The organism is Lentzea aerocolonigenes, assembly GCF_000974445.1.
In the GTDB taxonomy this organism is placed as follows: domain Bacteria; phylum Actinomycetota; class Actinomycetes; order Mycobacteriales; family Pseudonocardiaceae; genus Lentzea; species Lentzea aerocolonigenes.
In genome coordinates this window covers 141,599-162,821 of the sequence record NZ_BBOJ01000013.1, presented here as the reverse complement: position 1 = coordinate 162,821, position 21,223 = coordinate 141,599, and the positions used below count along the sequence as shown (strand labels likewise).

The window sequence follows — 21,223 nt, the reverse complement described above, 5'->3', positions numbered from 1 at the left end:
TGGCGTCACGACCTGGCGATGGTCTGCGGCGCGCGGCGGGCGAACTCCGGCGCGTGCTCCGGGCGCGGCCCGATCGCGATCACGTACGCCGGCACCACCTGCAGGACCGGGAACCGCTGGGCGAGCCTGAGCGGCAGCGGCATGCCGGGGTTCGAGACCGTCTCCGTGCTGTTGAGCTTGCGGCCGAGGAACAACCGGTGGATGACCCGCTGCAGGGTCTGGATCACCACGGTCGGGAACAACCGCCGCCTGCGCACCTTCGCGAGCGCCGCGGGCGAGACCGTGCCCTGCCGCAACGGCTTCGCGAGCAGCCTGGCGGCGGCCACGGCGTCCTGCACGGCCAGGTTGATGCCGACGCCGCCGACGGGCGACATCGCGTGCGCCGCGTCACCGATGCACAGCAGACCGTCGACGTGCCAGCGCCGCAACCGGTCCAGCTTCACGTCCAGCAGCTTCGCCTCGTCGAGGGACTTGATGTGGTCCACCCGGTCGGCGAGCCACGGGACGAGCGTGACCACGCGCTCCCGGAACTTCTCGACGCCCTCGGCGCGGAGCTTCTGGTCCGTGCCCTTGCGGATCAGGAAGGCGCACTGGAAGTACTCGCCGCGCGGGATGAGGACCATGGCACTGCCCGCGCTGAACCGGCCACCGCCGCCCTTGACCGGGTCGTCCTCGTTGCGCGGCAAGCGGAACCACCACACGTCCATCGGCGCGCCGAAGCTGTACACGGGCAGGTTCACCGCGTCGCGCAGGATCGAGCTGCGGCCGTCCGCGGCGACGACGAGGTCCGCCGCGATCTCGCCCTCGTGCCCGTCGACCCGGTCCCGGTACTTCACGCCGGTGACCCTGTTGCCGCTCTTGGTGATCGCGGTGACCTCGGTGTTCATCCGCAGCGTGAACGTCGGTTCGAGCTTGCCCGCGTCCGCCAGCAGGTCGAGGAAGTCCCACTGCGGCACCATCGCGATGCGCTTGTTCGGGCCGGGCAGCTTCCTCAGGTCGGCGATCGTGGCCGTGGCGTTGCCGTCGAGCAGCGCCTCCATCCTGTCGATGTCCTGGTGCGGCACCTGTGCGAACGCGGGCCCCAGTCCCAGCTCGTCCATCAGCGTGAGCGTCGACGCGTGCACCGTGTCGCCGCGGAAGTCGCGCAGGAAGTCGGCGTGCTTCTCGAGCACCGTGACCTCGACGCCACCGCGCGCCAGCAGCAGCCCCAGCACCATCCCCGCAGGTCCGCCCCCGACGACGAGGCAGGTTGTCCTCTCCATCTCGATCCCCTCTTTTCAACCGCTGTTGAATAAACTCAGCATGCTCTTGATCGCCGCACGCGTCAAGCCGGGTTCGGTGTGACGCGGCTCGCCGAGCAGGCTTCAGTCCTCTGTGGACGGTCTGGGAAACCAGGCCCCGAAACGGTTGCGGCAGATGCGGAACGTCCTTGTGCGAGCTAAGGTGTCGCGCTCCTGGAACAGCCCGTTCGGGCAGCGACCGTTGCGTCGCCGAACAACACTCGACCGGGCGATTGCAATCAGCGTCCGGGTGAGCGTCACTAGTTCGTTCGGGGCCTCAAGGTCCGCTTGATCGTGCAAGGACCTATAGGAATCACCTCGTTAGCCGAATCGGACGAGGCCCCCTCGCACCTAACCTTCCGGGGTGACAACTGCGTCCCCGACTTTCACGCGTAAGAGAACCGGCGAGATCCGCGCTGTGTGCCTGGACGTCGACGACACACTTGTCGACTACAGCACGTCTTCGCGCGCCGCGTTGGCATCGATGGTCGGTAACGCCGACGCCTGGTCGTTGTGGCAGCGAATCACCGACGACCACGTCTCCCGCCAGCTCGCCGGCGAGCTCCAGTACGAGTCGATGCGCAACATCCGCACGCAGGCCTTCTTCGCCGCACTGGGCGAGGACCTGACCCTGGAGGAGGCCACCCGCCGCGAGCTCGGCCGCCAGGAGGTCCTCACCGCGGGCTGGTGCCTGTTCCCCGACGTGATCCCGATGCTCGACTGGCTGCGCGCGACAGGCCTGCCCATCGCCGCGATCAGCAACGCCTCGGGTCTTCACCAGCGCGTGAAGATCGCCCAGCTGGGCCTCTCCGAGTACTTCGACGCGGTCCTGATCGCAGGTGAGGTGGGCTGCGCCAAGCCGGACCGCGTGATCTTCCACACGGCCTGCCTCGCCCTGGGCGTCCCGCCCGGCGACACCGTCCACGTGGGAGACAGGCTCCACGCCGACGCCATCGGCGCGCGTGACGCCGGGATGCACGGCGTGTGGATCAACCGCACTGGACCGACCGGAGGAACACTGCCCGCCGGCCTGTCGTCCATCACGTCGCTCGCGGAACTGCCCGAGCTCCTCGTGTGCGAACTCTCCGCCGCAACCGCGTGAGATAGACCCTGAGACCGGCCTCTACCTGCGTGTTTGCGTGTGGGTGGGGGCCGATTTCACTTCTGGTGGGGGCGTGGTCTAGTATTTCTCCCGGCAGCAACGAGGGCCTCGGAACTCCCCAAGAGACAGACACAGGGACAACGAAGTCGATCGTGAAAGCCAATGGGGTATGGTGTAATTGGCAGCACGACTGATTCTGGTTCAGTTAGTCTAGGTTCGAGTCCTGGTACCCCAGCTGCGAAGGAAGAACTGCCCTCGGGTAAGCTTCCGGAGCTGCTGAAAATAGCAAGAACGAAGAACTGAATAGCCGGATTTGGACCGGACAGAACGATCTGATAAGGTTCAAACCAGCAAGAAGTTCTAGGGCCCCGTCGTCTAGCGGCCTAGGACGCCGCCCTCTCAAGGCGGTAGCGAGGGTTCGAATCCCTTCGGGGCTACAGAGGTGGGAGAGGCCTGTCAGCGGAGTGCGCTGACAGGCCTCTTTCGCATTGTCTTCTGGGGGCCGAGCCCCCAGACCCCCAGCCGGCGGGGCTTCGCCCCCCGGACCCCCGTAGGTTGCCTGCGTTGTGTGAGTGAGGCTTCGCTTCGCTCGCCATCTTGGGGGTGAGGCTTCGCTTCGCTCGCTAGTGGGTGGGCTCGCTTCGCATCGCCAATGTGCTCGGTGGGGCTTCGCTTCGCATCGCCAATGCGCTCGCCGGGAACTGGTGGTGGTTTTGAGGCGCTGTTTCTTGGATTGGGACTTGTCGGCGAGGAAACCTGTGACGCCGTAGTCGGAGTCACATCGGAGTGCGAACTCCTGTGTGTTCCGAATCGCTGAACCGGTCGAACTGACGGCGCGGGCATGCTCACTGGCACATCGCCCGAATCCCGCACTGGGCGGCACAGTCCGCGACAGACGTCACAGGGACTTCTTCCCCGTGCGGCGCGGGTGGAGGTCGGTTGGGCTGTTGGTCTGGTGCTCCTTGGCGATCTTCTTCGTGGTGTGGCGATCTTGGGGCGGCGTTCGCGTGTTGAGACGGGGTTCCGCGTGTCGCGTTGGAAGGTGCGGCGTGTCGCGGGGTGCAACGGCAACGGCCGCCCTCCCGTGGGAAGGCGGCCGTGGGTTCGCGTTGGTGCGTTAGAGGCGGCTTTGGAGGGCCTCGGCCGCTGCCAGGAGGTCGGCTGCCCAGCGCGCGCCCGGGCGGCGGCCCATTCGGTCAATGGGGCCGCTCACCGAGACCGCTGCCACTACTGCGCCCGAGGAGTCTCGGACCGGAGCTGAGACCGAAGCCACGCCTGGTTCTCGTTCGGCGACGCTTTGTGCCCAGCCGCGGCGGCGGACCTCCAGGAGGGTGCGTTCGCCGTACACGGCGTCAGCCAGGACGGCGCGCTGGGTGCCGGGGTCCGACCACGCGGCGAGGACCTTGGCACCCGAACCCGCCGTCATCGGAAGGCGCGCGCCGATGGGCACGGTGTCGCGCAAGCCCGACGGCGGTTCGGCCGCCGAGACGCACACGCGCTGCATGCCGTCGCGGCGGTAGAGCTGCACGCTCTCGCCGGTGATGTCGCGCAGGCGTGGCAGGACGGAGGAAGCCGCGTCCAGCAACGGGTCCGTCGCGCCTCCGGCGAGCTCGGCGAGAGCCGCGCCAGGACGCCAGCGGCCGTCAGAGCCTCGGCGCAGCAACCGGTGCACCTCGAGGCCCACGGCCAGGCGGTGCGCGGTTGCCCGCGGCAGGCCGGTGCGATTGCACAACTCGGCCAGGCCGCACGGATCTTTTGCTACGGCGTTCAACACGGCCACTGCCTTGTCCAGCACGCCGATCCCGCTATGCTGTCCCACAAGCCGATACTAACTTCCCAGACAGTGAGAAGTCCAGATCTGTCGGCACGTCCATACTGTGGGAGATGTCGCGATGAGCCGCACGCTCGCGGAGAAGGTGTGGGAGGCACACGTTGTGCGCCACGGCAGTGGTGCGGAGCCGGACCTCCTCTACATCGACCTCCATCTGCTCCACGAAGTCACCAGCCCCCAGGCGTTCGACGGACTGCGCCTGGCGAACCGGAAGCTGCGCAGGCCCGACCTGACGATCGCGACCGAGGACCACAACGTCCCCACGGTCGACATCGACAAGCCGATCGCCGACCCGGTGTCGCGCACGCAGGTCGAGACGCTTCGCCGCAACTGCGCGGAGTTCGGTGTGCGCCTGCACCCGATGGGAGACCTCGAGCAGGGCATCGTCCACGTGGTGGGCCCGCAGCTCGGCCTCACGCAGCCCGGCATGACCGTGGTGTGCGGTGACAGTCACACGTCCACGCACGGTGCGTTCGGTGCGCTGGCGTTCGGCATCGGCACGTCCGAGGTGGAACACGTGATGGCGACGCAGACGTTGCCGTTGCGTCCGTTCAAGACGATGGCCATCAACGTCGACGGTGCGCTCAAGCCCGGCGTCACGGCGAAGGACATCATCCTCGCGGTCATCGCGAAGATCGGAACCGGTGGCGGGCAGGGCTACGTGCTCGAGTACCGCGGCGCGGCGATCGAGAACCTGTCGATGGAAGCGCGCATGACGGTCTGCAACATGTCGATCGAGGCGGGTGCGCGCGCCGGCATGATCGCACCGGACCAGACGACTTTCGACTACATCGAGGGGCGTCCGCACGCACCGTCCGGCGCGGACTGGGACGCGGCTGTCGAGTACTGGAAGACGCTGCGCACCGACGACGACGCGACGTTCGACGCCGAAGTGCACATCGACGCCGACGAGCTCACCCCGTTCGTCACGTGGGGCACGAACCCCGGGCAGGGCCTGCCTCTGGGCGCGAACATCCCCGACCCCGAGCAGATCGCGGACGAGAACGAGCGCGTGGCCGCCGAGAAGGCGCTGACGTACATGGGCCTCGAGCCCGGCACGCCGCTGCGCGACATCCGCGTGGACACCGTCTTCCTCGGCTCGTGCACGAACGGACGCATCGAGGACCTGCGCGCCGCCGCGGACGTGCTCAAGGGCAAGCACGTCGCTTCAGGAGTACGGATGCTGGTCGTCCCCGGTTCGATGCGGGTGCGCAAGCAGGCCGAGGAAGAGGGCCTGGACAAGGTCTTCCTCGACGCGGGCGCCGAGTGGCGGCAGGCCGGCTGCTCGATGTGCCTTGGCATGAACCCGGATCAGCTCGCCCCCGGTGAGCGCAGCGCGTCGACCTCGAACCGCAACTTCGAGGGCAGGCAGGGCAAGGGCGGCAGGACGCACCTCGTGTCGCCGCTCGTCGCCGCCGCCACGGCCGTGCGCGGCACCCTCTCCGCCCCCGCAGACCTGGAGAACTGACCATGGATGCCTTCACCACCCACACGGGCGTCGGCGTGCCGCTGCGCAGGTCCAACGTGGACACCGACCAGATCATCCCGGCCGTCTACCTCAAGCGCGTGACCCGCAGCGGGTTCGAGGACGGCCTCTTCGCCGCCTGGCGCGGTGACGAGCACTTCATCCTCAACCAGGAGCCCTTCAAGGCAGGCAGCGTCCTCGTGGCGGGTCCCGACTTCGGCACCGGTTCCTCTCGCGAGCACGCCGTCTGGGCGTTGATGGACTACGGCTTCCGCGTGGTCGTGTCGTCACGTTTCGCAGACATCTTCCGGGGCAACGCCGGCAAGCAGGGCCTCGTGGCGGCGCAGTGCAGCCAGTCCGATGTCGAGCTGCTGTGGAAGTTGTTGGAGTCCGAACCCGGCACGCCGGTCACCGTGGACCTCACCGACAAGACCGTTCGCGCCAAGGACTTGGTAGCCCCGTTCGAGATCGACGACTACACCCGCTGGCGCCTTCTGGAGGGCCTCGACGACATCGCTTTGACACTCCGCCACGAGGCCGAGATCAGCGATTTCGAGGCCAATCGCCAGACTTGGTTGCCCACAACGGATCCGCTTCAGGCGGTCTGAGAGGGGGCCGGATTCTCCCCTTGAGAGGGGCGAATCCGGCGCCTCCTGTCCCTCGAAGGGGCGCAATTAGCCACGCCACAACGAAAAAGTTGGCGTGGCGATTGGTATTTCTTGCGATTTGGGCCTACCGTTGCGTTCTAGTCGGCCCGACGCTAGGGCCGTGAGCGTCCTGGGAGGGACTGAAGGTGAACAAGGCCCAGCTCATCGAGGCGCTCGCCGAGCGCCTGGGAGACAAGAAGACCGCGGGTGCTGCTGTTGACGGCATCGTCGATGTGATCGTGCGTAGCGTCAACAAGGGCGAGAAGGTCAACATCACGGGCTTCGGCGTCTTCGAGAAGCGTGCCCGTGCGGCTCGCACCGCGCGCAACCCGCGCACGGGCGAGACCGTGAAGGTCAAGAAGACCAACGTGCCCGCGTTCCGCCCCGGCTCGACGTTCAAGGACGTCATCAGCGGTGCGAAGAAGCTGCCGAAGGCCGTTGCCGCCAAGGCTGCTGCCAAGCCGGCCGCTGCTGCCGCCGCGAAGCCCGCGGCTGCGAAGGCGCCCGCCACCAAGGCGGCGACCACCACCCGCGCGACCACCACGCGCACCCGCACGGCCGCGGCCGCCACCAAGGCGCCCGCGACCCGTCGCACCACCACGGCCGCCGCGAAGCCCGCTGCTGCCAAGGCGCCCGCGAAGGCGACCGCCACGAAGACCGCCGCCGCCAAGACGACGGCTGCGAAGGCCCCCGCGGCCCGCAAGACCGCTGCCGCCAAGACGACGGCTGCGGCCAAGCCCGCTGCGAAGACCACGGCTGCCAAGCCGGCTGCTCGCAAGACGGCTGCCAAGAAGAAGTGAGACGGGCCTCCTGAGGGAGGCTGCGCCACTTCAGCAACTACGCGGAAGGCCTCGGTGTGCGCACACCGGGGCCTTCGTGTTTGTCTGCCGCTGCTTCGCAGACGGCGGCGAGTTCGCCCTCAGTCGGTCGTCCGGCCACCGCTTCGGGCCGAATCGCCTTCGGCGGTTGACCCGAAGAGGCGACCGGACGACCGACGCGAACTCGCGGATCCAAGGCGCGCCTGGAGCCGTTGGCCTGCGAGGAAAGGCTGCCCGGACGTGCTCGGCACCCCCGGAAAGGCCCGTCCTCGATTGTCAGGCAACTCCGCTGTCGACCAGGCGCCTTCCTCGACTTCGTGGACGGGCGGCCCTGGAGCCGTTGGGCCTGAGGGGAAGGCGGCGACGCCCCCGGGACCCCCGGAAAGACCGGTCCGCAAATTCTCAGCCACCACCGCTGTCGAACCGTCCGCCCACCCAATACGTATAACGTCCGAGAAGGCCGGGAAACGCCCTGCCCGCCAATAGAAATAACGCCCACACGCCTGCGAACGCCTCCCGGACAAGCGAAACCGCCGCCTCCCGGCCCGACTTGGTTGCCAGAGGCGAACTTTCGTCGAGCGGGGAGACGGCGGCTGAAAACGTCTGCAACGACCCTCAGGGGCGGGGCAGCGCCGAGGGCAGATAGTGCGCCGACACCAGCGTTGGCCAGCGGGAAGGCGAGTCCGAAGTGGACCACGTGCCGAACGGCCGCGTGAAGGCGAGCACCCACACGCTGCCCTTCTTGCAGGGGATTTCGTCGAGCCGCAGCCCGCCCAGCTCTGCCAGCGACTGCACGACCGACGGGATGACGCCGCCCTGGGACGACACGACGGCCCTGCCCTCGTCGGCCGCGACCTCCAGCAGTCGCACGAGACCCGCGTCCGGGTCCGGCCAGAAGCCCTCCTCGGACAGCCGGGGCTCCTCCGCGATGTCGACCGCCAGGTCCTCGGCCACGCCTCGCACGGTGTCCACACAACGCACCCTGGGAGCCGTGTGGACGCGCGTGGGTGACCACAGGGGCAGCAACGAGCGCAGCGCCGCGGCCTGGCGCCAGCCGGCGTCTGAGAGGGGACGAAGGTCATCGTCGTCGTCCCACTCGGACCGCTTTCCCGCCTTCGCGTGCCGCACCAGCAACACCAGCAACAGGTCGGCGGGCAGCCGGCTGAACTCCTTCAGCACCGCGCGGTCCGGTTCGTAGGTGAGCAACGCCGAGGCTTCTTCGACCGGCAGCCAGCGGAGTTCGTCCACCTCGTCATTGGGTTCGAAAGAACCGGAGACGGCCTCGGCGGCGTAGTAGTCGACCGTCTTGGGCACGCCTCGCACCGAGTACGAGACCTGCCGCAAATGGCGGCCGAGCACGCAGGAGAATCCGGTTTCCTCCTCCACCTCGCGCACCGCGCAGGCGGGAATCGTCTCTCCCGCGTCGAGTTTGCCCTTCGGCAAGGACCAGTCGTCATAACGCTGGCGGTGCGCGACCGCGACTTCGACGTCACCGTCGGCATCGCGCCAGAGCACCGCCCCAGCAGCTTTGATCACCCAAGAGCTCCGTGCTCGTGCAGCAGTTCCATTTGGTGGTCGCGCACCGACGAACCGTCCGACGGTGACGCGTCCCATTCCCCGTCCGAGCGCAGCACCCAGCAGCGCGTCTGCGGGTCGAGCGCCGAGGTGAAGACCTCGTCCAGCTGCTTCTTCAGGCGTGGCGTGTTCACGCGCACGGCGACCTCGACGCGGCGGTCGAGGTTGCGGTGCATCATGTCCGCGCTGCCGATCCAGTACTCGTCGCAGGCGACGAAGTGGAAGATCCGCGAGTGCTCCAGGAACCGGCCGAGGATCGAGCGCACCCGGATGTTCTCCGACAGGCCCTTGATGCCCGGCTTCAGGCCGCAGATGCCGCGCACGACCACGTCCACGGGCACGCCGGCCTGTGATGCGCGGTACAGCGCGTCGATGACCTGCTCGTCCACGAGCGAGTTCACCTTGATGCGCACACCGGAGGTCTCACCCGCCTGCGCGCGCTCGATCTCGAGGTTGATGCGCTCCACGATGCCCTTGCGGACGCCGTAGGGGGCGACGAGCAGCGAGCGGTACTCGTCCTGGCGCGCGTAGCCGGTGAGGACGTTGAAGAGGTCCGTGAGGTCCGCGCCGATCGTCGGTTCGGCGGTCAGGATGCCGACGTCCTCGTACAGCCGCGCGGTCTTCGGGTTGTAGTTGCCGGTGCCGATGTGGCAGTAGCGCCGGATCGTCGAGCCCTCCTGGCGCACCACGAGCGAGGTCTTGCAGTGCGTCTTCAGGCCCACCAGGCCGTAGACCACGTGCACGCCCGCCTTCTCCAGCGTGCGGGCCCACTTGATGTTCGCCTGCTCGTCGAAGCGCGCCTTGATCTCGACCAGCGCCACGACCTGCTTGCCCGCCTCCGCCGCGTCGATCAGCGCGTCCACGATGGGCGAGTCGCCCGAGGTGCGGTACAGCGTCTGCTTGATGGCGAGCACGTGCGGGTCCGCGGCGGCCTGCTCGATGAAGCGCTGCACCGACGTGGAGAACGAGTCGTACGGGTGGTGCACCAGGACGTCGCCCTCGCGCAGCGTCGCGAACACGCTCTTCGGCGTCTCGCGCTCCCCGAACGCCGGGTGCGTCGCCGGCACGAACGCCGGGTCCTTCAAGGTCTTGCGGTCGATGCCGTAGAGCTGCCACAGGCACGACAGGTCGAGCAGGCCCGGCACGGTCACGACGTCGTGCGGGTCCACGTCCATCTCGCGCAACAACAGTTCGAGCATGTGCTCGGTCATGTCGTCGGCGACCTCCAGGCGCACCGGAGGGCCGAACCGGCGGCGGGCGAGCTCACGTTCCAGCGCCTGCAACAGGTCCTCGTCGCGGTCCTCCTCGACCTCCAGGTCCGCGTTGCGCGTCACCCGGAACGCGTGGCACTCGATGACCTCCATGCCGGCGAACAGCTCGCCCAGGTGCGCGGCGATGAGTTCCTCCAGCGGCAGGAAGGTCGCCGACGAGGACGACCGGTCCGCCTCGACGCGGACGAGCCGCGGCACGTTGTCCGGCACCTTCACGCGGGCGAACCGCTCGCCGCCGCCCTCGGGGTCCCGCACGGTCACGGCGAGGTTCAACGACAGCCCGGAGATGTAGGGGAACGGGTGCGCCGGGTCGACGGCCAGCGGCGTCAGCACCGGGAAGACCTGCTCGCTGAAGTAGTTCGAGAGCCTCAGCCGGTCGTAGTCGGTGAGGTCGCCCCACGTCACGATGCTGATCCGGTGCTCTTCCAGGCCAGGCCGGATGTGGTCGAGGAACGCGCGGGCGTGCTGCTCGACGAGTTCCTGCGAGCGCTTGGAGATCGCCACGAGCTGCTCGAGCGGTGTGAGCCCGTCCGCACTGCGCACCGTGAGGCCGGTCTCCGCGCGCCGCTTCAGGCCCGCGACCCTGACCATGTAGAACTCGTCCAGGTTCGACGCGAAGATCGCGAGGAACTTCGCGCGCTCCAGCAGCGGCTGCGAGGAGTCCTCGGCCAGCGCGAGCACGCGCGAGTTGAAGTCCAACCAGGACAGTTCCCGGTTGAAGTACCGGTCGTCCGGGAGGTCCGTGGGCAGGGCGCTCGACGTCACCGCGGGCGGCGCCGAGGGGACGCTGCGCACCGGCGTCGCCACCGGCTGGGTCGGCTGGGTCTTCGTCCGCGGAGGGTTGGAGGCCCGCCTGGTCGCCGCGCGAGGCTGCTTGCGCGGGTTCGCCGCGGGCGGAGGCGTCGCCTTGCTGCGCGTCGAGCGGCGTCGGGAGGGGGTCGCCTTGCCGTCGTTGTCGTCCGTGCTCACGCCCCGCATTGTTCCGCACTATCGCCGCGCGCGCCCCTAGCCAGAACGACCGACTGGTGAACTCCTCGTCACAGAACAGGCAGGCGAAGGGCGACGACGACCCCGTCGGGACTACGTTCGAGGGTCACCCGCTGACCCGGACGCAGCATTCGCCAGCCACCCGCGGTGACCGCCTCGGCGCTCACGTCGACGAGAACGCCGTCGTCCCGGAGCACAGTGGCGGAACCGTCACTGTTGAACGTTGACACGGTCGCCTGCACGGAGCAGAAGCCTAGACGTTCGGACCTACACGTCTCATTCGAGCCGCGCCAGGGTCGATCCATGAAGGTTATAGCCACAATCACTGCGGCGACCCTGTTGGCCTTCACCACGGCAGGACTGGCTTCGGCTGCGGCGGCCGAACCCAGGACTCCGGAGGTGGACAAACCACGGTTGCAGGCGGCGGCCAAGAACGTGCGCCTGAAGGCCTCACTCCCCGGTACCGAACGGGCCATCTCGATCGCGTTCGCCCAGTACGGGCCTCGCGACGTCGCGTTCGTCAGCATGGAGACCGGGCTGAAGACGTTCGACGTCACCGATCTGGACAAGCCCGAGCTCCTCGACCACCTCACCAAGGAGGAGATGGCGCTGCCGGGCGACGACCCGACGAAGCGCTTCTGGGAGAACGAGGACATCAACGTCGACCCCAAGCGCAAGCTCGCGTTCCTGGCGCGGGAGGTCAACTCGTTCGGCCGGACGCTGCCCGGCGACCGCCCGACCGGCAACTACATCGTGTCCGCTGTGGACCCGGCCGACCTCAAGATCCTGAGCTTCCACCGGCAGAACACCGGTCACACGAGCACCTGCATCAACGACTGCCAGTTCCTCTGGACGGCAGGACTCGACCGGTCGGACGCCAAGACCGGGCGGATCTTCGTCACCGACATCCGCGATCCCAAGACACCGAAGGAGCTGCCGGTCTCGGTGGACGTCCGCGGCAAGGCGGGCGAAGGCAAGATCACGCACGACGTCCAGGTCGACGCCCAGGGCATCGCGTGGGTGGCGGGCGACGACGGCACCCGCGGCTACTACACGCAGGGCTGGCACCGCGACCCGTTGAGCGGCAAGTACCGCGAGGCGAAGGCGTGGGACCCGGTCGCCTACGCGGGCGGCACCGTGCCCAAGGCGGACATGCCGACCTCGTTCACGCACAACTCGTTCCGCCCGGTCGGCCGCACGCTCGCCGACGGTCCCGCGCCCACGCGTGAGAACCCGGCGGGTTCGCTGCTCCTGCACACCGAGGAGGCGTTCGGGTCACCCACGTGCAAGACCGAGGGCCGGTTCGTCATCTCCTCACTGCAGGGCACTCACAACGGTGAGGGCTGGGGCGAGAAGCCCAAGGAGATGAGGACGGTCGGCATCTGGAGTCCCGACGACCAGGAGGGCACGATCCCCGGCAACGTCACGTGCTCCGCGCACTACTTCGACGTGCAGAAGCGGATCGTGGCCTACTCCTGGTACAACCAGGGCACCAGGCTCCTGGACATCTCCAACCCCGCCAGGCCGATCCAGATCGGCTACTGGCGTCCGGACACCGCGACGTCGTGGGCGCCGTACTGGCACCGCAACACGGTGTTCGTCGCCGACATCTCGCGCGGCGTCGAGATCCTGGAGCTGGAGAAGGGCGCGTACGACGCGCAGGCGAGCGGGACCCCGGTGACGCTCACCACGCAGCACGCCACCGAACTGGCCAGGGAGAGCGACCGGGAACCCGTGCCGCTCGCCCCGAACCCGTTCTACGGCTGGGCCTGCCCGATGGTCGCCAACCGCGACGACTCGGACTGCGGCGTCGGAGCCTGCGGCGCACCCTGCTGAGTTTCCCTCTGGGCAACGGCCGTCCTGACGGCGGCCGCGGCGCGCTGGCGAGTGATCACCCGACGGCCGAGGTTGATCATCGGGATCTCGACGGTCACGTAGAGGACGCTCGCCAGCACCAGTCCCAGCGCCGTGACCACCACGGACTGTCCGATGCCGGACATCGCGGGCCAGAAGAACGCGATGACCGTCGCGGCGATCGTCTGCACCAGGTAAAGCGAGTACGAGCGTTCACCGACGAACTGCATCGGCTTCGTGGACAGGAAAGTCGTGGCCGGCCCCGGCGCGATCAGCGAGGTGAGCAGCACCGCGGTCGCGAGCGCGTAGACCGGAATGACCAGCACGTGACCGGGAATTCCGTTGAGTCCGTCGAGGAGTGCGGCGATCGGCTTCACGCTCAGGTGCACGGCGACGAATCCGAACGCGACGACGACCTGCGCCGCCGGATTCGTGAGCGGGCGAAGCAGAGCGAATCCGCGCGGGCTGTGCAGCGCGATCGCCAGCAGCACACCGGTCAGGATCGAGAAGTAGTGCAGCGGCCAGCCGGGGTTGCTGTGCGACGCGGTGAAGTTCACGACCACGAGTGCGAGCAGCATGCCGAGGGCGGCGGCACCGGCGCGGCGCTTCAGCACGACGGTGCCCAGCGCGATCGCCACCAGCGGCCAGACCAGGTAGAACTTCTGCTCGATGCCCAGTGACCAGGACTGTCCGTACGGGCTGGACCCGGCGAACTCGTTGGTGAAGGTCAGGAAGTACTTCAGCGCCGGACCGATGCCGTTGCTGACGAACGTGCCCGCGACCGCCGAGCCGACGGCCGTGACGAGCAGGACCACGAAGTAGACGGGCAGAATCCGGAACGCCCGCCGCAGGTAGAACTCCTTCAGCGAAATCCGTCCGGTGCCGCGCTCCTCGCGCAGCATCAGGGTGGTGATGAGGAATCCGCTGAGGACGAAGAACATCTGAACCCCCGCCCACCCCTGCAGCCAGTCCGGGCCCCCGTAGTGGAAGAACACCACCAGCACCGCGGCAATGGCCCTCAGGCCGTCAAGAGCGGGAAAGCGGCGCAACGCCAGGTAGTCGGCGTGCGTCAACGACTTCATGCAGGAACACCTCGGGGCAAGCGTCGGGGTACGGCGTCGGGGGATACGCCGTTCGCATCAAGGGATACGGATGTATAAGGTGCTGGGGTTTCCCGCCGAGTTGCTCGAAACAACATTTTCGTGGCGTTCGTCACTGTTTCAACAGCGCGACAGCGGTGACAGCGCGGACAGGGGAGCGACCGCCGCAACGCGCCATCCCTGCTGCGTGAGCGCGCCGCCGTGCACCTCCAGCCAGTAGCCGCCTTCAGTCGTGTGCACGGTCGCGCCGCTGCGGATGTCCGTGACGTAGGACGACTCCGACTGCCACGACACGAAGTCGCCGCTGACCCGCGGGAAGACGATCCCCTCGGTCCTTGGCTTGATCTCCGCGAGCTCACGCGGTTCGGTCCAGCCCTCGCGCCAGCCGTGCAACGCGTCGCCCTGCGTCCACACCACCGTGCGGCCGTCGGACGTGGCGGTCCTGGGTTTCGCCTCGGTCAGCTGCTCGGGCAGCGCCCCTTCAGCGCGGAACCTCCCGTCCTGCAACCACACCACGGTGTCGCCGAGGAACACCGGCTCCTTGCCCTGGCCGATGACCCTGTCCTTCTTCTTGGCGAGGTCGTAGACGTGCACACCGGAACCGTCGGACCAGGCGGCCTTGCCGTTGTGCACCACGGCACCGCTCTCGCCGATCCGCACAGGCGCGCCGTCGTTGCGCGCGTCCCACGCGTAGGTCGCCGCGGTGTCGTCGGACGGGCTCTGCTTCGTCGAGAACGTCACCCAGCGCCCGTCGAACTCGACGTCGAAGAGCTGCGCGTCGTTCTGCACGGCCATGACCTGCTGGCGTTTCCTGCTGTCGCGCAACACGAGCTCGGTGGTCCTGTTGCGCGTGGTCTTGACCAGCGTGACGTCGGCGTTCTCGTTCGCGGCGACGACGGTGACCTTCTCGTGCGAGCCGGTCTCCGTGGTGTTGCGGGACAGCTGGTCCTTCCAGTCCTGGGGCAGGTCCACCCGGCACGAGTTGAGCGTGCTCGGTGCGGTGTAGTCGGACGGCCGGTCGATCGGAACGGCGGCGACACAGCCCGCGACGGCCGTGATCCCCGCCAGCGCGATGAGCGCTCGCATGCATCTCCCAAGTCGTGATCACGCCAGTGACCCGGAAGACGCGTGAGGAGCGCTCAGGTTGTCCAGGCGGGCAAGGCGTTCGCGGTGTGCGCGCCCAGACCGAGGGTGAGCGCGAGCCGCAGATCCTCTTCCGTGTCCACGTCACAGCGCAGCGACGGCCACGGCCCGATCAGCGCGACCGCACCGGAAATCCGGTGGTGGCCGGCGGACCCGACGCCGAACCTCGGGTCGAGCTCACCTCCGGGTGCGGCGAGGAGCAACGTCGTGCCGGTGCCCTGGCGGTCGGGAACGAACGCGCGCCGGTTGCTCGCCGCCTCGAGCGCCGCCTGGAGTTCCGCTGACCTGAGCGCGGGCAGGTCGGCCTGGAGCGCGCCGATGCGATCGGACCGCAGCGTGCGCGCGCCGTGCTTCAACGCCGCGTTGAGTCCGGGTTCGGCGGGTTCCGGCAACGACTCGACGCCCAGCGCCGCCATCTCGGCGGCGACGGCGGGGTCCGATGTGATCGTCACCACGCGACGGACACCGGGCGTGGCCGCGGCGGCGCTCACCGTGTCCATGGCGAGCGCGAGCGCCAGCGCCGCGTGTGACACCGGATCTCCACCGGTCGCGCTGGTCAGTCTGGTCTTGGCCCTGTCGAGCGTTTTGACCGGAACCACGAGGTCAACTTCATCCCGCACCTCGTCATAGTCCACGATCTGACGACTAATGTGCTCAGGGGCGCAGTTCCTGCAGGTCGGGAGTGAGGAGAGGGTCCACGTGGCCAAGGAGAAGGGCGGCTTCTGGGTCGGAGTCGCCGCGGCGATCGTCTACCCCATGTCGTTCGTGCTGGGCAGGCACCGGATCCTGCACGGCGACCGCATCCCGCGCCAGGGATCGGCGCTGCTGGTGATGAACCACATCTCGCACCTCGACCCGTGCTACGACGCCGTCTTCGTGCACAAGAACGACAGGGTGCCGCACTTCCTCGCCAAGCACAGCCTGTGGAACGTGCCGATCATGGGCGCGATCCTGAAGGGCGCGAAGCAGATCCCGGTCTACCGGGGCACCTCGGACGCGCAGCAGAGCCTGCGGGAGGCGCACAACGCGCTGGCCACCGGTCAGGTCGTGGTGATCTATCCCGAGGGCACCATCACCAAGGACCCGGACGGCTGGCCCGCGAACTCCCGCACCGGCGTGGCGCGGCTCGCGTTGCAGCACGACGGCCCGGTGATCCCGGTCGCCCGCTGGGGCACGCTCGACCTCTACAACCACTACCAGAAGAGGTTCCGCCCGTTCCCGCGCAAGACGATCACGCACGCCGTCGGCGAGCCGATCGACCTGTCCGCCTACCGCGGCAAGGAGGAGACGCTCCCGTTGCTGCGCGAGGTCACCGATCTGCTGATGAACCACGTGAAGGCCCAGCTCGCCGAGGTGCGCCAGGAGCAGGCGCCCGAAGGCTTCTACGGACCGAGGAAGGCCTGAACCCATGGCGATCGAACGTGTTGCGGTGCTCGGCGCCGGTTCGTGGGGCACGACCTTCGCGAAGGTCGTCGCGGACTCCGGTCCCGAGGTCGTGCTGTGGGCGCGCAGGCAGGAGGTCGCCTCGACGATCACCGAGACCCGCGTGAACGCCGACTACCTGCCCGGCATCTCGTTGCCCGCCAACCTCGCCGCCACCTCCGACCCGGCGAAGGCGCTGGACGGTGCGGACGCGGTGGTGCTGGCGGTGCCGTCGCAGACGCTGCGGGTGAACCTGTCGGCGTGGAAGGAGCTGCTGCCGCCGGACGCGACGCTCGTGTCGCTGTCCAAGGGGGTCGAGCTCGGCACGCTGAAGCGGATGAGCGAGGTGATCCGCGAGGTCGCCGAGGTCGACGAGTCGCAGGTGGCCGTGGTGTCCGGGCCGAACCTGGCCAAGGAGATCGCCGTCGGGCAGCCGACCGCGACCGTCATCGCGTGCACGGACCACGACCGCGCGGTCGACCTGCAGCACGCGTGCTCCAACTCGTACTTCCGCCCGTACACCAACACCGACGTCGTGGGCTGCGAGCTCGGCGGGGCGTGCAAGAACGTCATCGCGCTGGCGTGCGGCATGGCGGCGGGCATGGGCTTCGGCGACAACACGATGGCGTCGATCATCACGCGCGGCCTGGCCGAGACCGCACGTCTGGGCGCGGCTCTCGGGGCCGACCCGCTGACGTTCGCCGGCCTGGCGGGTCTGGGCGACCTGGTGGCGACCTGCGCGTCGCCGTTGTCGCGCAACCGGACCTTCGGCGAACGGCTCGGCAAGGGCGAGACCCTCGCGCAGGCGCAGGAGGCCGCGCACGGTCAGGTCGCCGAGGGCGTGAAGTCGTGCTCGTCGATCCGCGAGCTCGCGGCCGCGCACGGCGTGGACATGCCGATCACCGAAGGCGTGCACCAGGTGTGCCACGACGGGCTGAGCGTGCGCGAGCTCGGTGTCGCGCTGCTGGGCCGCGACCGGAAGCACGAGCGCCAGTGAGCGAGCTCGGTGACGGCACTCGGGTCGTGCACGCGGTGTCGGGCGAGCCGGGCGAACCGTTCGGCGCGCAGCCGGTGTTCGCCTCGGCGTACCACCTGGGCGGTCAGGACTACTACGGCCGTGCGGGCAACCCGACGTGGCGGTCGCTGGAAGCCGCGCTGGGCTCGCTGGAAGGCGGCGAGTGCGTCGTCTTCCCGTCCGGCATGGCCGCGATCTCCACGTTGCTGCGGACCGTTCTGTCCACTGGGGACACTCTGGTGCTGCCGTCGGACGGGTACTTCCTCACCCGCAAGTTCGTGTCCGAAATGGACCTGAACGTGGTCGAGGTGCCCACGGCGGGACCGTATCCGTCCTTCGAGGGCGTGCGGCTCGTGCTGCTGGAGACGCCGTCGAACCCCGGCCTGGACGTGTGCGACATCGCGACGCTGGCCGAGGCCGCTCACGCCGCGGGTGCGTTGCTTGCCGTGGACAACACGACGGCGACCCCGCTGGGGCAACGGCCGTTGGAGCTCGGCGCGGACATCGTCGTCGCATCGGACACCAAGGCGCTCGCGGGCCACAGCGACGTCCTCTTCGGACACGTGACGGTGGCTTCTGCCGAGCTGGCCGCGCGAGTCCGCGACGCCCGGACGTTGAACGGCGCGATTGCGGGACCGTTCGAGACGTGGCTCGTGATGCGCGGCCTGGGAACGCTCGACCTGCGGCTCGCGCGGCAGGCGGAGAACGCGGCGGCGATCTACGAGCTGCTCAAGGGCCGGGTCGCGAACCTGCGCTGGCCGGGTGCCTCGGACGACCCGGCGTACCTGGTGGCGGCGCAGCAGATGCGGCGGTTCAACGGCGTGCTGACGTTCGAGCTGCCGAGCGTGCAGGCGGTGGACGAGTTCCTGTCGCGGTCGAAGCTGGTGTCGGCGGCGACGTCGTTCGGCGGCCTGCACTCCACCGCGGACCGGCGCGCCCAGTTCGGCGATCCGGTGCCGGAAGGCCTGGTGCGGTTCTCGGCCGGCTGCGAGGACACCGAAGACCTGACCGCAGACGTGTCCCAAGCTCTGGGCCTGGTTTGACAGGGGGTCCCGGTTCCGGGACCCTCTGGCACATGTCCTTCAGCGCACTGTGTTGTACCTGGCGATAGTCCCGCGTCCTCTTTTCGCGCACTCGCCATGGTTAGGACTGTTCTTCCCGATGTTCGCCGTTCCCGAGAACACCGTCGTACTGCCTGAAAACTCCGCGCTGCTGCACCCCGTCCGGGTGGCGCTGTCGTGGGCGGCCGACCGCGACCGCTGGAAGCACCTGCTCCGGTACGACCCGGAGGAGCGCTTCTCGGCGTTGGTCGACAAGACCGACGACCAGGAGATCTGGCTGATGAGCTGGCTCCCCGGTCAGACGGCCTCGCTGCACGACCACGCCACGACCTCGGGTGCGTTCACCGTGGTCAGCGGCCTGCTGACCGAGGTAGTCACCACGAAGATCCAGGTCGTGCACTCCCTTCACGCCGGTCAGTCGCGCGTGTGGGGGCCGGGCTACGTGCACCAGGTGCGCAACGACGGCGTGGATCCGGCCGTGTCGATCCACGTCTACCGCCACGGCACACGCGCCATGAACCCGTACCGCTACGACCCGGTCAACGGGCCCGTTCGCTGACGTGCGGCGGGATGGCCTTGTCCGTCTCGTGCGGCACCGGCGCACCCCACGTCTGCACGAGCGGCATGTGTCCCGCCCACACGAGGTTCGCTTCGAGGTCCGACGGCTCCTCACCCGGACCGCCCTCGCGCACCTTCACGCTCGCCTCGGTGAGGTCGATCTCCAGCGCGACGGTCTGCGCGAGCTCCTTGCGGGACGGGCCGCGCGCGTAGTCCCAGCTGCCCGGCGTGACGTGCTCGACGATCACCTTCAGCGCGTGCTCGGGGTCCTCGGCGACCTTCGCGGTGCCGTGGACGATCGCCGACCGGTAGTTCATCGAGTGGTGGAACACCGACCGCGAGTACACGACCCCGTCCACGAGCGTGACCGCGACGCAAACAGGCTTGCCTTCGATCATGCTCCTGATGGACCGTGAGCCCGTCGACCCGTGCAGGAAGATGCGGTTGCCGTCCCGCCCGTACGCGGTGGGGATGAGGAACGGCGCTCCGTCGACCTCCACGGCGAGGTGGCAGACCAGGCCCGCGTCGAGGATGTCGTAGAGCACCTGGCGGTCCTGGACGGCTCGCTTCTTGCCGCGGACGACGGTGCTGCGCGGGGTGGGGGAGAGCTGCACGTCAGTGGTCATGCTTCTACTGTGTCGGTCCAAGTGGCATCATTGAAGCGCCAGTTCTGATCGATTTGAGAAGGCCACTTTGGTTGAGGCCGCGCTTCCCGTGGCGCTGGACCGCGAGTCCGCAGAACCGCTCGCCGTCCAGCTCGCCGACGCACTCCGTTCCGCCGCGTCGGAAGGACGCCTGCGCGCGGGCGACCGTTTGCCGTCAACGCGCGCGCTGGCCGAGTCGCTCGGTGTGTCCCGCACGGTCACCGCCGCCGCCTACGAACAGCTCCACGCGGAAGGCTGGATCGCGGGCCGTCACGGCTCCGGCACCTACGTCACCACGACCCCGCCCGGCCCGCTGCGCAAACGTTCGCGCAAACCCGTCGTCCCGGCGATCACCGACTTCGTCGACCTCGGGACCGGTGCGCCGTGGGCGGGCGGCCTCGACCGCGCTGCCTGGCGGCGGGCCTGGCGTGCCGCTGCCGACGCGCCCCCGTTGTCCCGCCCCGAACGCGCGGGCCTGCCCGAGTACCGCGAGGCCATCGCCGAGCACCTGCTGCGCCACCGCGGCCTCGCGGTCAACGCCGATCCCGTGCTGGCCACCGGCGGCACCACGGCGGTGCTGACGGAGATCGCGGTGGCCGTGCTGCGCCGCGGTGACGCCGTGGCCGTCGAGGAACCCGGCTACCAGCGGGCGGTGGGCGTGTTCCGCGCGGCCGGGCTCCGGGTCGTCCAGGCGGCCGTCGACGCGGAAGGCCTGCTGCCGGACGCCGTTCCGGCCGGTGTTCGCGCCGTCTACTGCTCGCCGGCGCACCAGTACCCGTTGGGCGGTCGCATGTCGGCGGGGCGGCGGGTCGCGCTGGTCGAACGGGCGCGCCGCGACGGCTGGCTCGTCATCGAGGACGACTACGACGGCGAGCTGCGCTACGACGTGGCCCCGCTGCCGTCGCTCGCCGCGCTGGCCCCGGACGTCGTGGTCCACCTCGGCACCACGAGCAAGATCCTCACCCCGACGCTGGGCGCCGGGTGGATGGTTGCCCCCGAGCACCTCGCCACGGCCGTGCTGGAGCACCGCGACCTGACCGGCACCAGCCCGGCGGCAGCGGGGCAACGGGTCGTCGTCGAGCTGGCGCGGACCGGTGACCTCGGCCGGCACCTGCGCAAGCTGCGGCGCGAGCTGTCCGAACGGCGCGCGCTCATCATCGACACGTTCGCGGACGCCGGCATCAAGGTGCTCGGTGACGACGCGGGCGCGCACGTCGTGGTGCTGCTGCCCAACGCCGAACTGGAGCGCGACCTCATGCGGCAGGCGCTGGAACGCGGGCTGCGGGTGGACGGCCTGGCCCGGCACTACGTGAACCGGGCCAAGCTCCACGGCCTGGTCATCGGCTACAGCGCGTGCTCGCGGGAACAGCTGGTGAGCGCTCTGCCGGTGCTGACCGAGCTGCTCAGCACGAGCGGCTGACCACGGTGGCCAACTGCTCAGCGGGCACAA

19 protein-coding genes and 2 tRNA genes are annotated in these 21,223 nt (G+C 68.9%); 12 read left to right on the top strand and 9 right to left on the bottom strand.

Annotation, left to right across the window (positions count from 1 at the left end; all coding sequences use genetic code 11):
• Positions 1-5 precede the first annotated feature (5 nt).
• Complete coding sequence (locus tag AOM45_RS24945; protein WP_030467918.1) at positions 6-1,262, bottom strand: FAD-dependent oxidoreductase; 1,257 nt, start codon at positions 1,260-1,262, stop codon at positions 6-8.
• Between the two features lie 382 nt (positions 1,263-1,644).
• On the opposite strand from AOM45_RS24945, the gene AOM45_RS24940 reads away from it, so the two are divergent.
• The 3 genes from AOM45_RS24940 (at position 1,645) to AOM45_RS24930 (ending at position 2,819) form a co-directional block, all read left to right on the top strand.
• Positions 1,645-2,382 (top strand): HAD family hydrolase, encoded by a 738-nt coding sequence (locus tag AOM45_RS24940; RefSeq protein ID WP_236703820.1) that lies wholly within the window; start codon positions 1,645-1,647, stop codon positions 2,380-2,382.
• Positions 2,383-2,545: 163 nt separating this feature from the next.
• A tRNA-Gln gene (locus tag AOM45_RS24935) sits at positions 2,546-2,617 on the top strand.
• Positions 2,618-2,746: 129 nt separating this feature from the next.
• Positions 2,747-2,819, top strand: a tRNA-Glu gene (locus AOM45_RS24930).
• Between the two features lie 680 nt (positions 2,820-3,499).
• On the opposite strand, the gene AOM45_RS24925 is transcribed toward AOM45_RS24930, so the two are convergent.
• The gene (locus AOM45_RS24925; RefSeq protein ID WP_051783466.1) at positions 3,500-4,201 is read right to left on the bottom strand and encodes an IclR family transcriptional regulator; all 702 of its coding nucleotides are present in this window, start codon (positions 4,199-4,201) and stop codon (positions 3,500-3,502) included.
• Positions 4,202-4,274: 73 nt separating this feature from the next.
• On the opposite strand from AOM45_RS24925, the gene leuC reads away from it, so the two are divergent.
• The 3 genes from leuC (at position 4,275) to AOM45_RS24910 (ending at position 7,125) form a co-directional block, all read left to right on the top strand.
• Complete coding sequence (gene leuC / locus AOM45_RS24920; RefSeq protein ID WP_030467921.1) at positions 4,275-5,681, top strand: 3-isopropylmalate dehydratase large subunit; 1,407 nt, start codon at positions 4,275-4,277, stop codon at positions 5,679-5,681.
• Positions 5,682-5,683: 2 nt separating this feature from the next.
• Positions 5,684-6,286 carry a 3-isopropylmalate dehydratase small subunit gene (gene leuD / locus AOM45_RS24915; protein ID WP_030467922.1) on the top strand — a complete coding sequence of 201 codons (603 nt, stop codon included), beginning with the start codon at positions 5,684-5,686 and terminating at the stop codon, positions 6,284-6,286.
• Positions 6,287-6,471: 185 nt separating this feature from the next.
• Positions 6,472-7,125, top strand: coding sequence for an HU family DNA-binding protein (locus AOM45_RS24910; protein ID WP_030467923.1), 654 nt, complete (start codon positions 6,472-6,474; stop codon positions 7,123-7,125).
• 633 nt (positions 7,126-7,758) lie between these two features.
• Here the strand turns inward: AOM45_RS24910 and AOM45_RS24905 are convergent.
• Genes AOM45_RS24905 through AOM45_RS24895 form a run of 3 tightly spaced genes read right to left on the bottom strand, consistent with a single transcriptional unit; the run spans position 7,759 to position 11,206 of the window.
• Positions 7,759-8,676 (bottom strand): NUDIX hydrolase, encoded by a 918-nt coding sequence (locus AOM45_RS24905; RefSeq protein WP_030467924.1) that lies wholly within the window; start codon positions 8,674-8,676, stop codon positions 7,759-7,761.
• Positions 8,676-10,967, bottom strand: coding sequence for an RNA degradosome polyphosphate kinase (locus tag AOM45_RS24900; RefSeq protein WP_030467925.1), 2,292 nt, complete (start codon positions 10,965-10,967; stop codon positions 8,676-8,678). Before AOM45_RS24900 ends, AOM45_RS24905 begins: the two co-directional genes overlap by 1 nt.
• Before the next feature lie 59 nt (positions 10,968-11,026).
• Positions 11,027-11,206 (bottom strand): hypothetical protein, encoded by a 180-nt coding sequence (locus AOM45_RS24895; protein WP_211262998.1) that lies wholly within the window; start codon positions 11,204-11,206, stop codon positions 11,027-11,029.
• 169 nt (positions 11,207-11,375) lie between these two features.
• Between AOM45_RS24895 and AOM45_RS24890 the strand changes: the two genes are divergently transcribed.
• Positions 11,376-12,812, top strand: a complete 1,437-nt coding sequence (locus tag AOM45_RS24890) for an LVIVD repeat-containing protein (RefSeq protein ID WP_051783468.1) — start codon at positions 11,376-11,378, stop codon at positions 12,810-12,812.
• On the opposite strand, the gene AOM45_RS24885 is transcribed toward AOM45_RS24890, so the two are convergent.
• From AOM45_RS24885 to cofC, 3 genes are all read right to left on the bottom strand, one after another.
• The gene (locus AOM45_RS24885) at positions 12,734-13,912 is read right to left on the bottom strand and encodes an acyltransferase family protein (RefSeq protein WP_063757037.1); all 1,179 of its coding nucleotides are present in this window, start codon (positions 13,910-13,912) and stop codon (positions 12,734-12,736) included. The genes AOM45_RS24890 and AOM45_RS24885 overlap by 79 nt on opposite strands.
• 138 nt (positions 13,913-14,050) lie before the next feature.
• Entirely contained in the window at positions 14,051-15,016 is a 966-nt protein-coding gene (locus AOM45_RS24880; RefSeq protein ID WP_030467929.1) for a hypothetical protein, read from the bottom strand.
• A gap of 53 nt (positions 15,017-15,069) precedes the next feature.
• On the bottom strand, positions 15,070-15,693 hold the full coding sequence (gene cofC, locus AOM45_RS24875; protein ID WP_030467930.1) for a 2-phospho-L-lactate guanylyltransferase: 624 nt from the start codon (positions 15,691-15,693) through the stop codon (positions 15,070-15,072).
• Positions 15,694-15,721: 28 nt separating this feature from the next.
• Here cofC and AOM45_RS24870 point away from each other — a divergent pair, with 28 nt between their 5' ends.
• The 4 genes from AOM45_RS24870 (at position 15,722) to AOM45_RS24855 (ending at position 19,130) form a co-directional block, all read left to right on the top strand.
• Positions 15,722-16,477 (top strand): lysophospholipid acyltransferase family protein, encoded by a 756-nt coding sequence (locus tag AOM45_RS24870; protein WP_051783470.1) that lies wholly within the window; start codon positions 15,722-15,724, stop codon positions 16,475-16,477.
• A gap of 4 nt (positions 16,478-16,481) precedes the next feature.
• Positions 16,482-17,492, top strand: a complete 1,011-nt coding sequence (locus AOM45_RS24865) for an NAD(P)H-dependent glycerol-3-phosphate dehydrogenase (protein ID WP_030467932.1) — start codon at positions 16,482-16,484, stop codon at positions 17,490-17,492.
• A complete protein-coding gene (locus AOM45_RS24860) occupies positions 17,489-18,553 on the top strand; it encodes a cystathionine gamma-lyase (protein ID WP_030467933.1) in 1,065 nt (354 codons plus the stop codon). The genes AOM45_RS24865 and AOM45_RS24860 overlap by 4 nt, the downstream gene beginning before the upstream one ends.
• 118 nt (positions 18,554-18,671) lie before the next feature.
• On the top strand, positions 18,672-19,130 hold the full coding sequence (locus tag AOM45_RS24855; protein ID WP_030467934.1) for a cysteine dioxygenase: 459 nt from the start codon (positions 18,672-18,674) through the stop codon (positions 19,128-19,130).
• Here the strand turns inward: AOM45_RS24855 and AOM45_RS24850 are convergent.
• Positions 19,111-19,755, bottom strand: coding sequence for a pyridoxamine 5'-phosphate oxidase family protein (locus tag AOM45_RS24850; protein WP_030467935.1), 645 nt, complete (start codon positions 19,753-19,755; stop codon positions 19,111-19,113). The two genes, AOM45_RS24855 and AOM45_RS24850, sit on opposite strands and share 20 nt — an antisense overlap.
• A gap of 67 nt (positions 19,756-19,822) precedes the next feature.
• Here AOM45_RS24850 and pdxR point away from each other — a divergent pair, with 67 nt between their 5' ends.
• The gene (pdxR, locus tag AOM45_RS24845; RefSeq protein ID WP_030467936.1) at positions 19,823-21,193 is read left to right on the top strand and encodes a MocR-like pyridoxine biosynthesis transcription factor PdxR; all 1,371 of its coding nucleotides are present in this window, start codon (positions 19,823-19,825) and stop codon (positions 21,191-21,193) included.
• Positions 21,194-21,223: the final 30 nt, after the last annotated feature.

Coding starts and splice junctions, on each gene's coding strand:
- AOM45_RS24870 (WP_051783470.1), top strand. CDS start 15,722: ATGTGCTCAGGGGCGCAGTTCCTGCAGGTCGGGAGTGAGGAGAGGGTC.
- AOM45_RS24865 (WP_030467932.1), top strand. CDS start 16,482: ATGGCGATCGAACGTGTTGCGGTGCTCGGCGCCGGTTCGTGGGGCACG.
- AOM45_RS24880 (WP_030467929.1), bottom strand. CDS start 15,016: ATGCGAGCGCTCATCGCGCTGGCGGGGATCACGGCCGTCGCGGGCTGT.
- AOM45_RS24850 (WP_030467935.1), bottom strand. CDS start 19,755: ATGACCACTGACGTGCAGCTCTCCCCCACCCCGCGCAGCACCGTCGTC.
- leuD (WP_030467922.1), top strand. CDS start 5,684: ATGGATGCCTTCACCACCCACACGGGCGTCGGCGTGCCGCTGCGCAGG.
- leuC (WP_030467921.1), top strand. CDS start 4,275: ATGAGCCGCACGCTCGCGGAGAAGGTGTGGGAGGCACACGTTGTGCGC.
- AOM45_RS24900 (WP_030467925.1), bottom strand. CDS start 10,967: ATGCGGGGCGTGAGCACGGACGACAACGACGGCAAGGCGACCCCCTCC.
- AOM45_RS24855 (WP_030467934.1), top strand. CDS start 18,672: ATGTTCGCCGTTCCCGAGAACACCGTCGTACTGCCTGAAAACTCCGCG.
- AOM45_RS24885 (WP_063757037.1), bottom strand. CDS start 13,912: ATGAAGTCGTTGACGCACGCCGACTACCTGGCGTTGCGCCGCTTTCCC.
- AOM45_RS24945 (WP_030467918.1), bottom strand. CDS start 1,262: ATGGAGAGGACAACCTGCCTCGTCGTCGGGGGCGGACCTGCGGGGATG.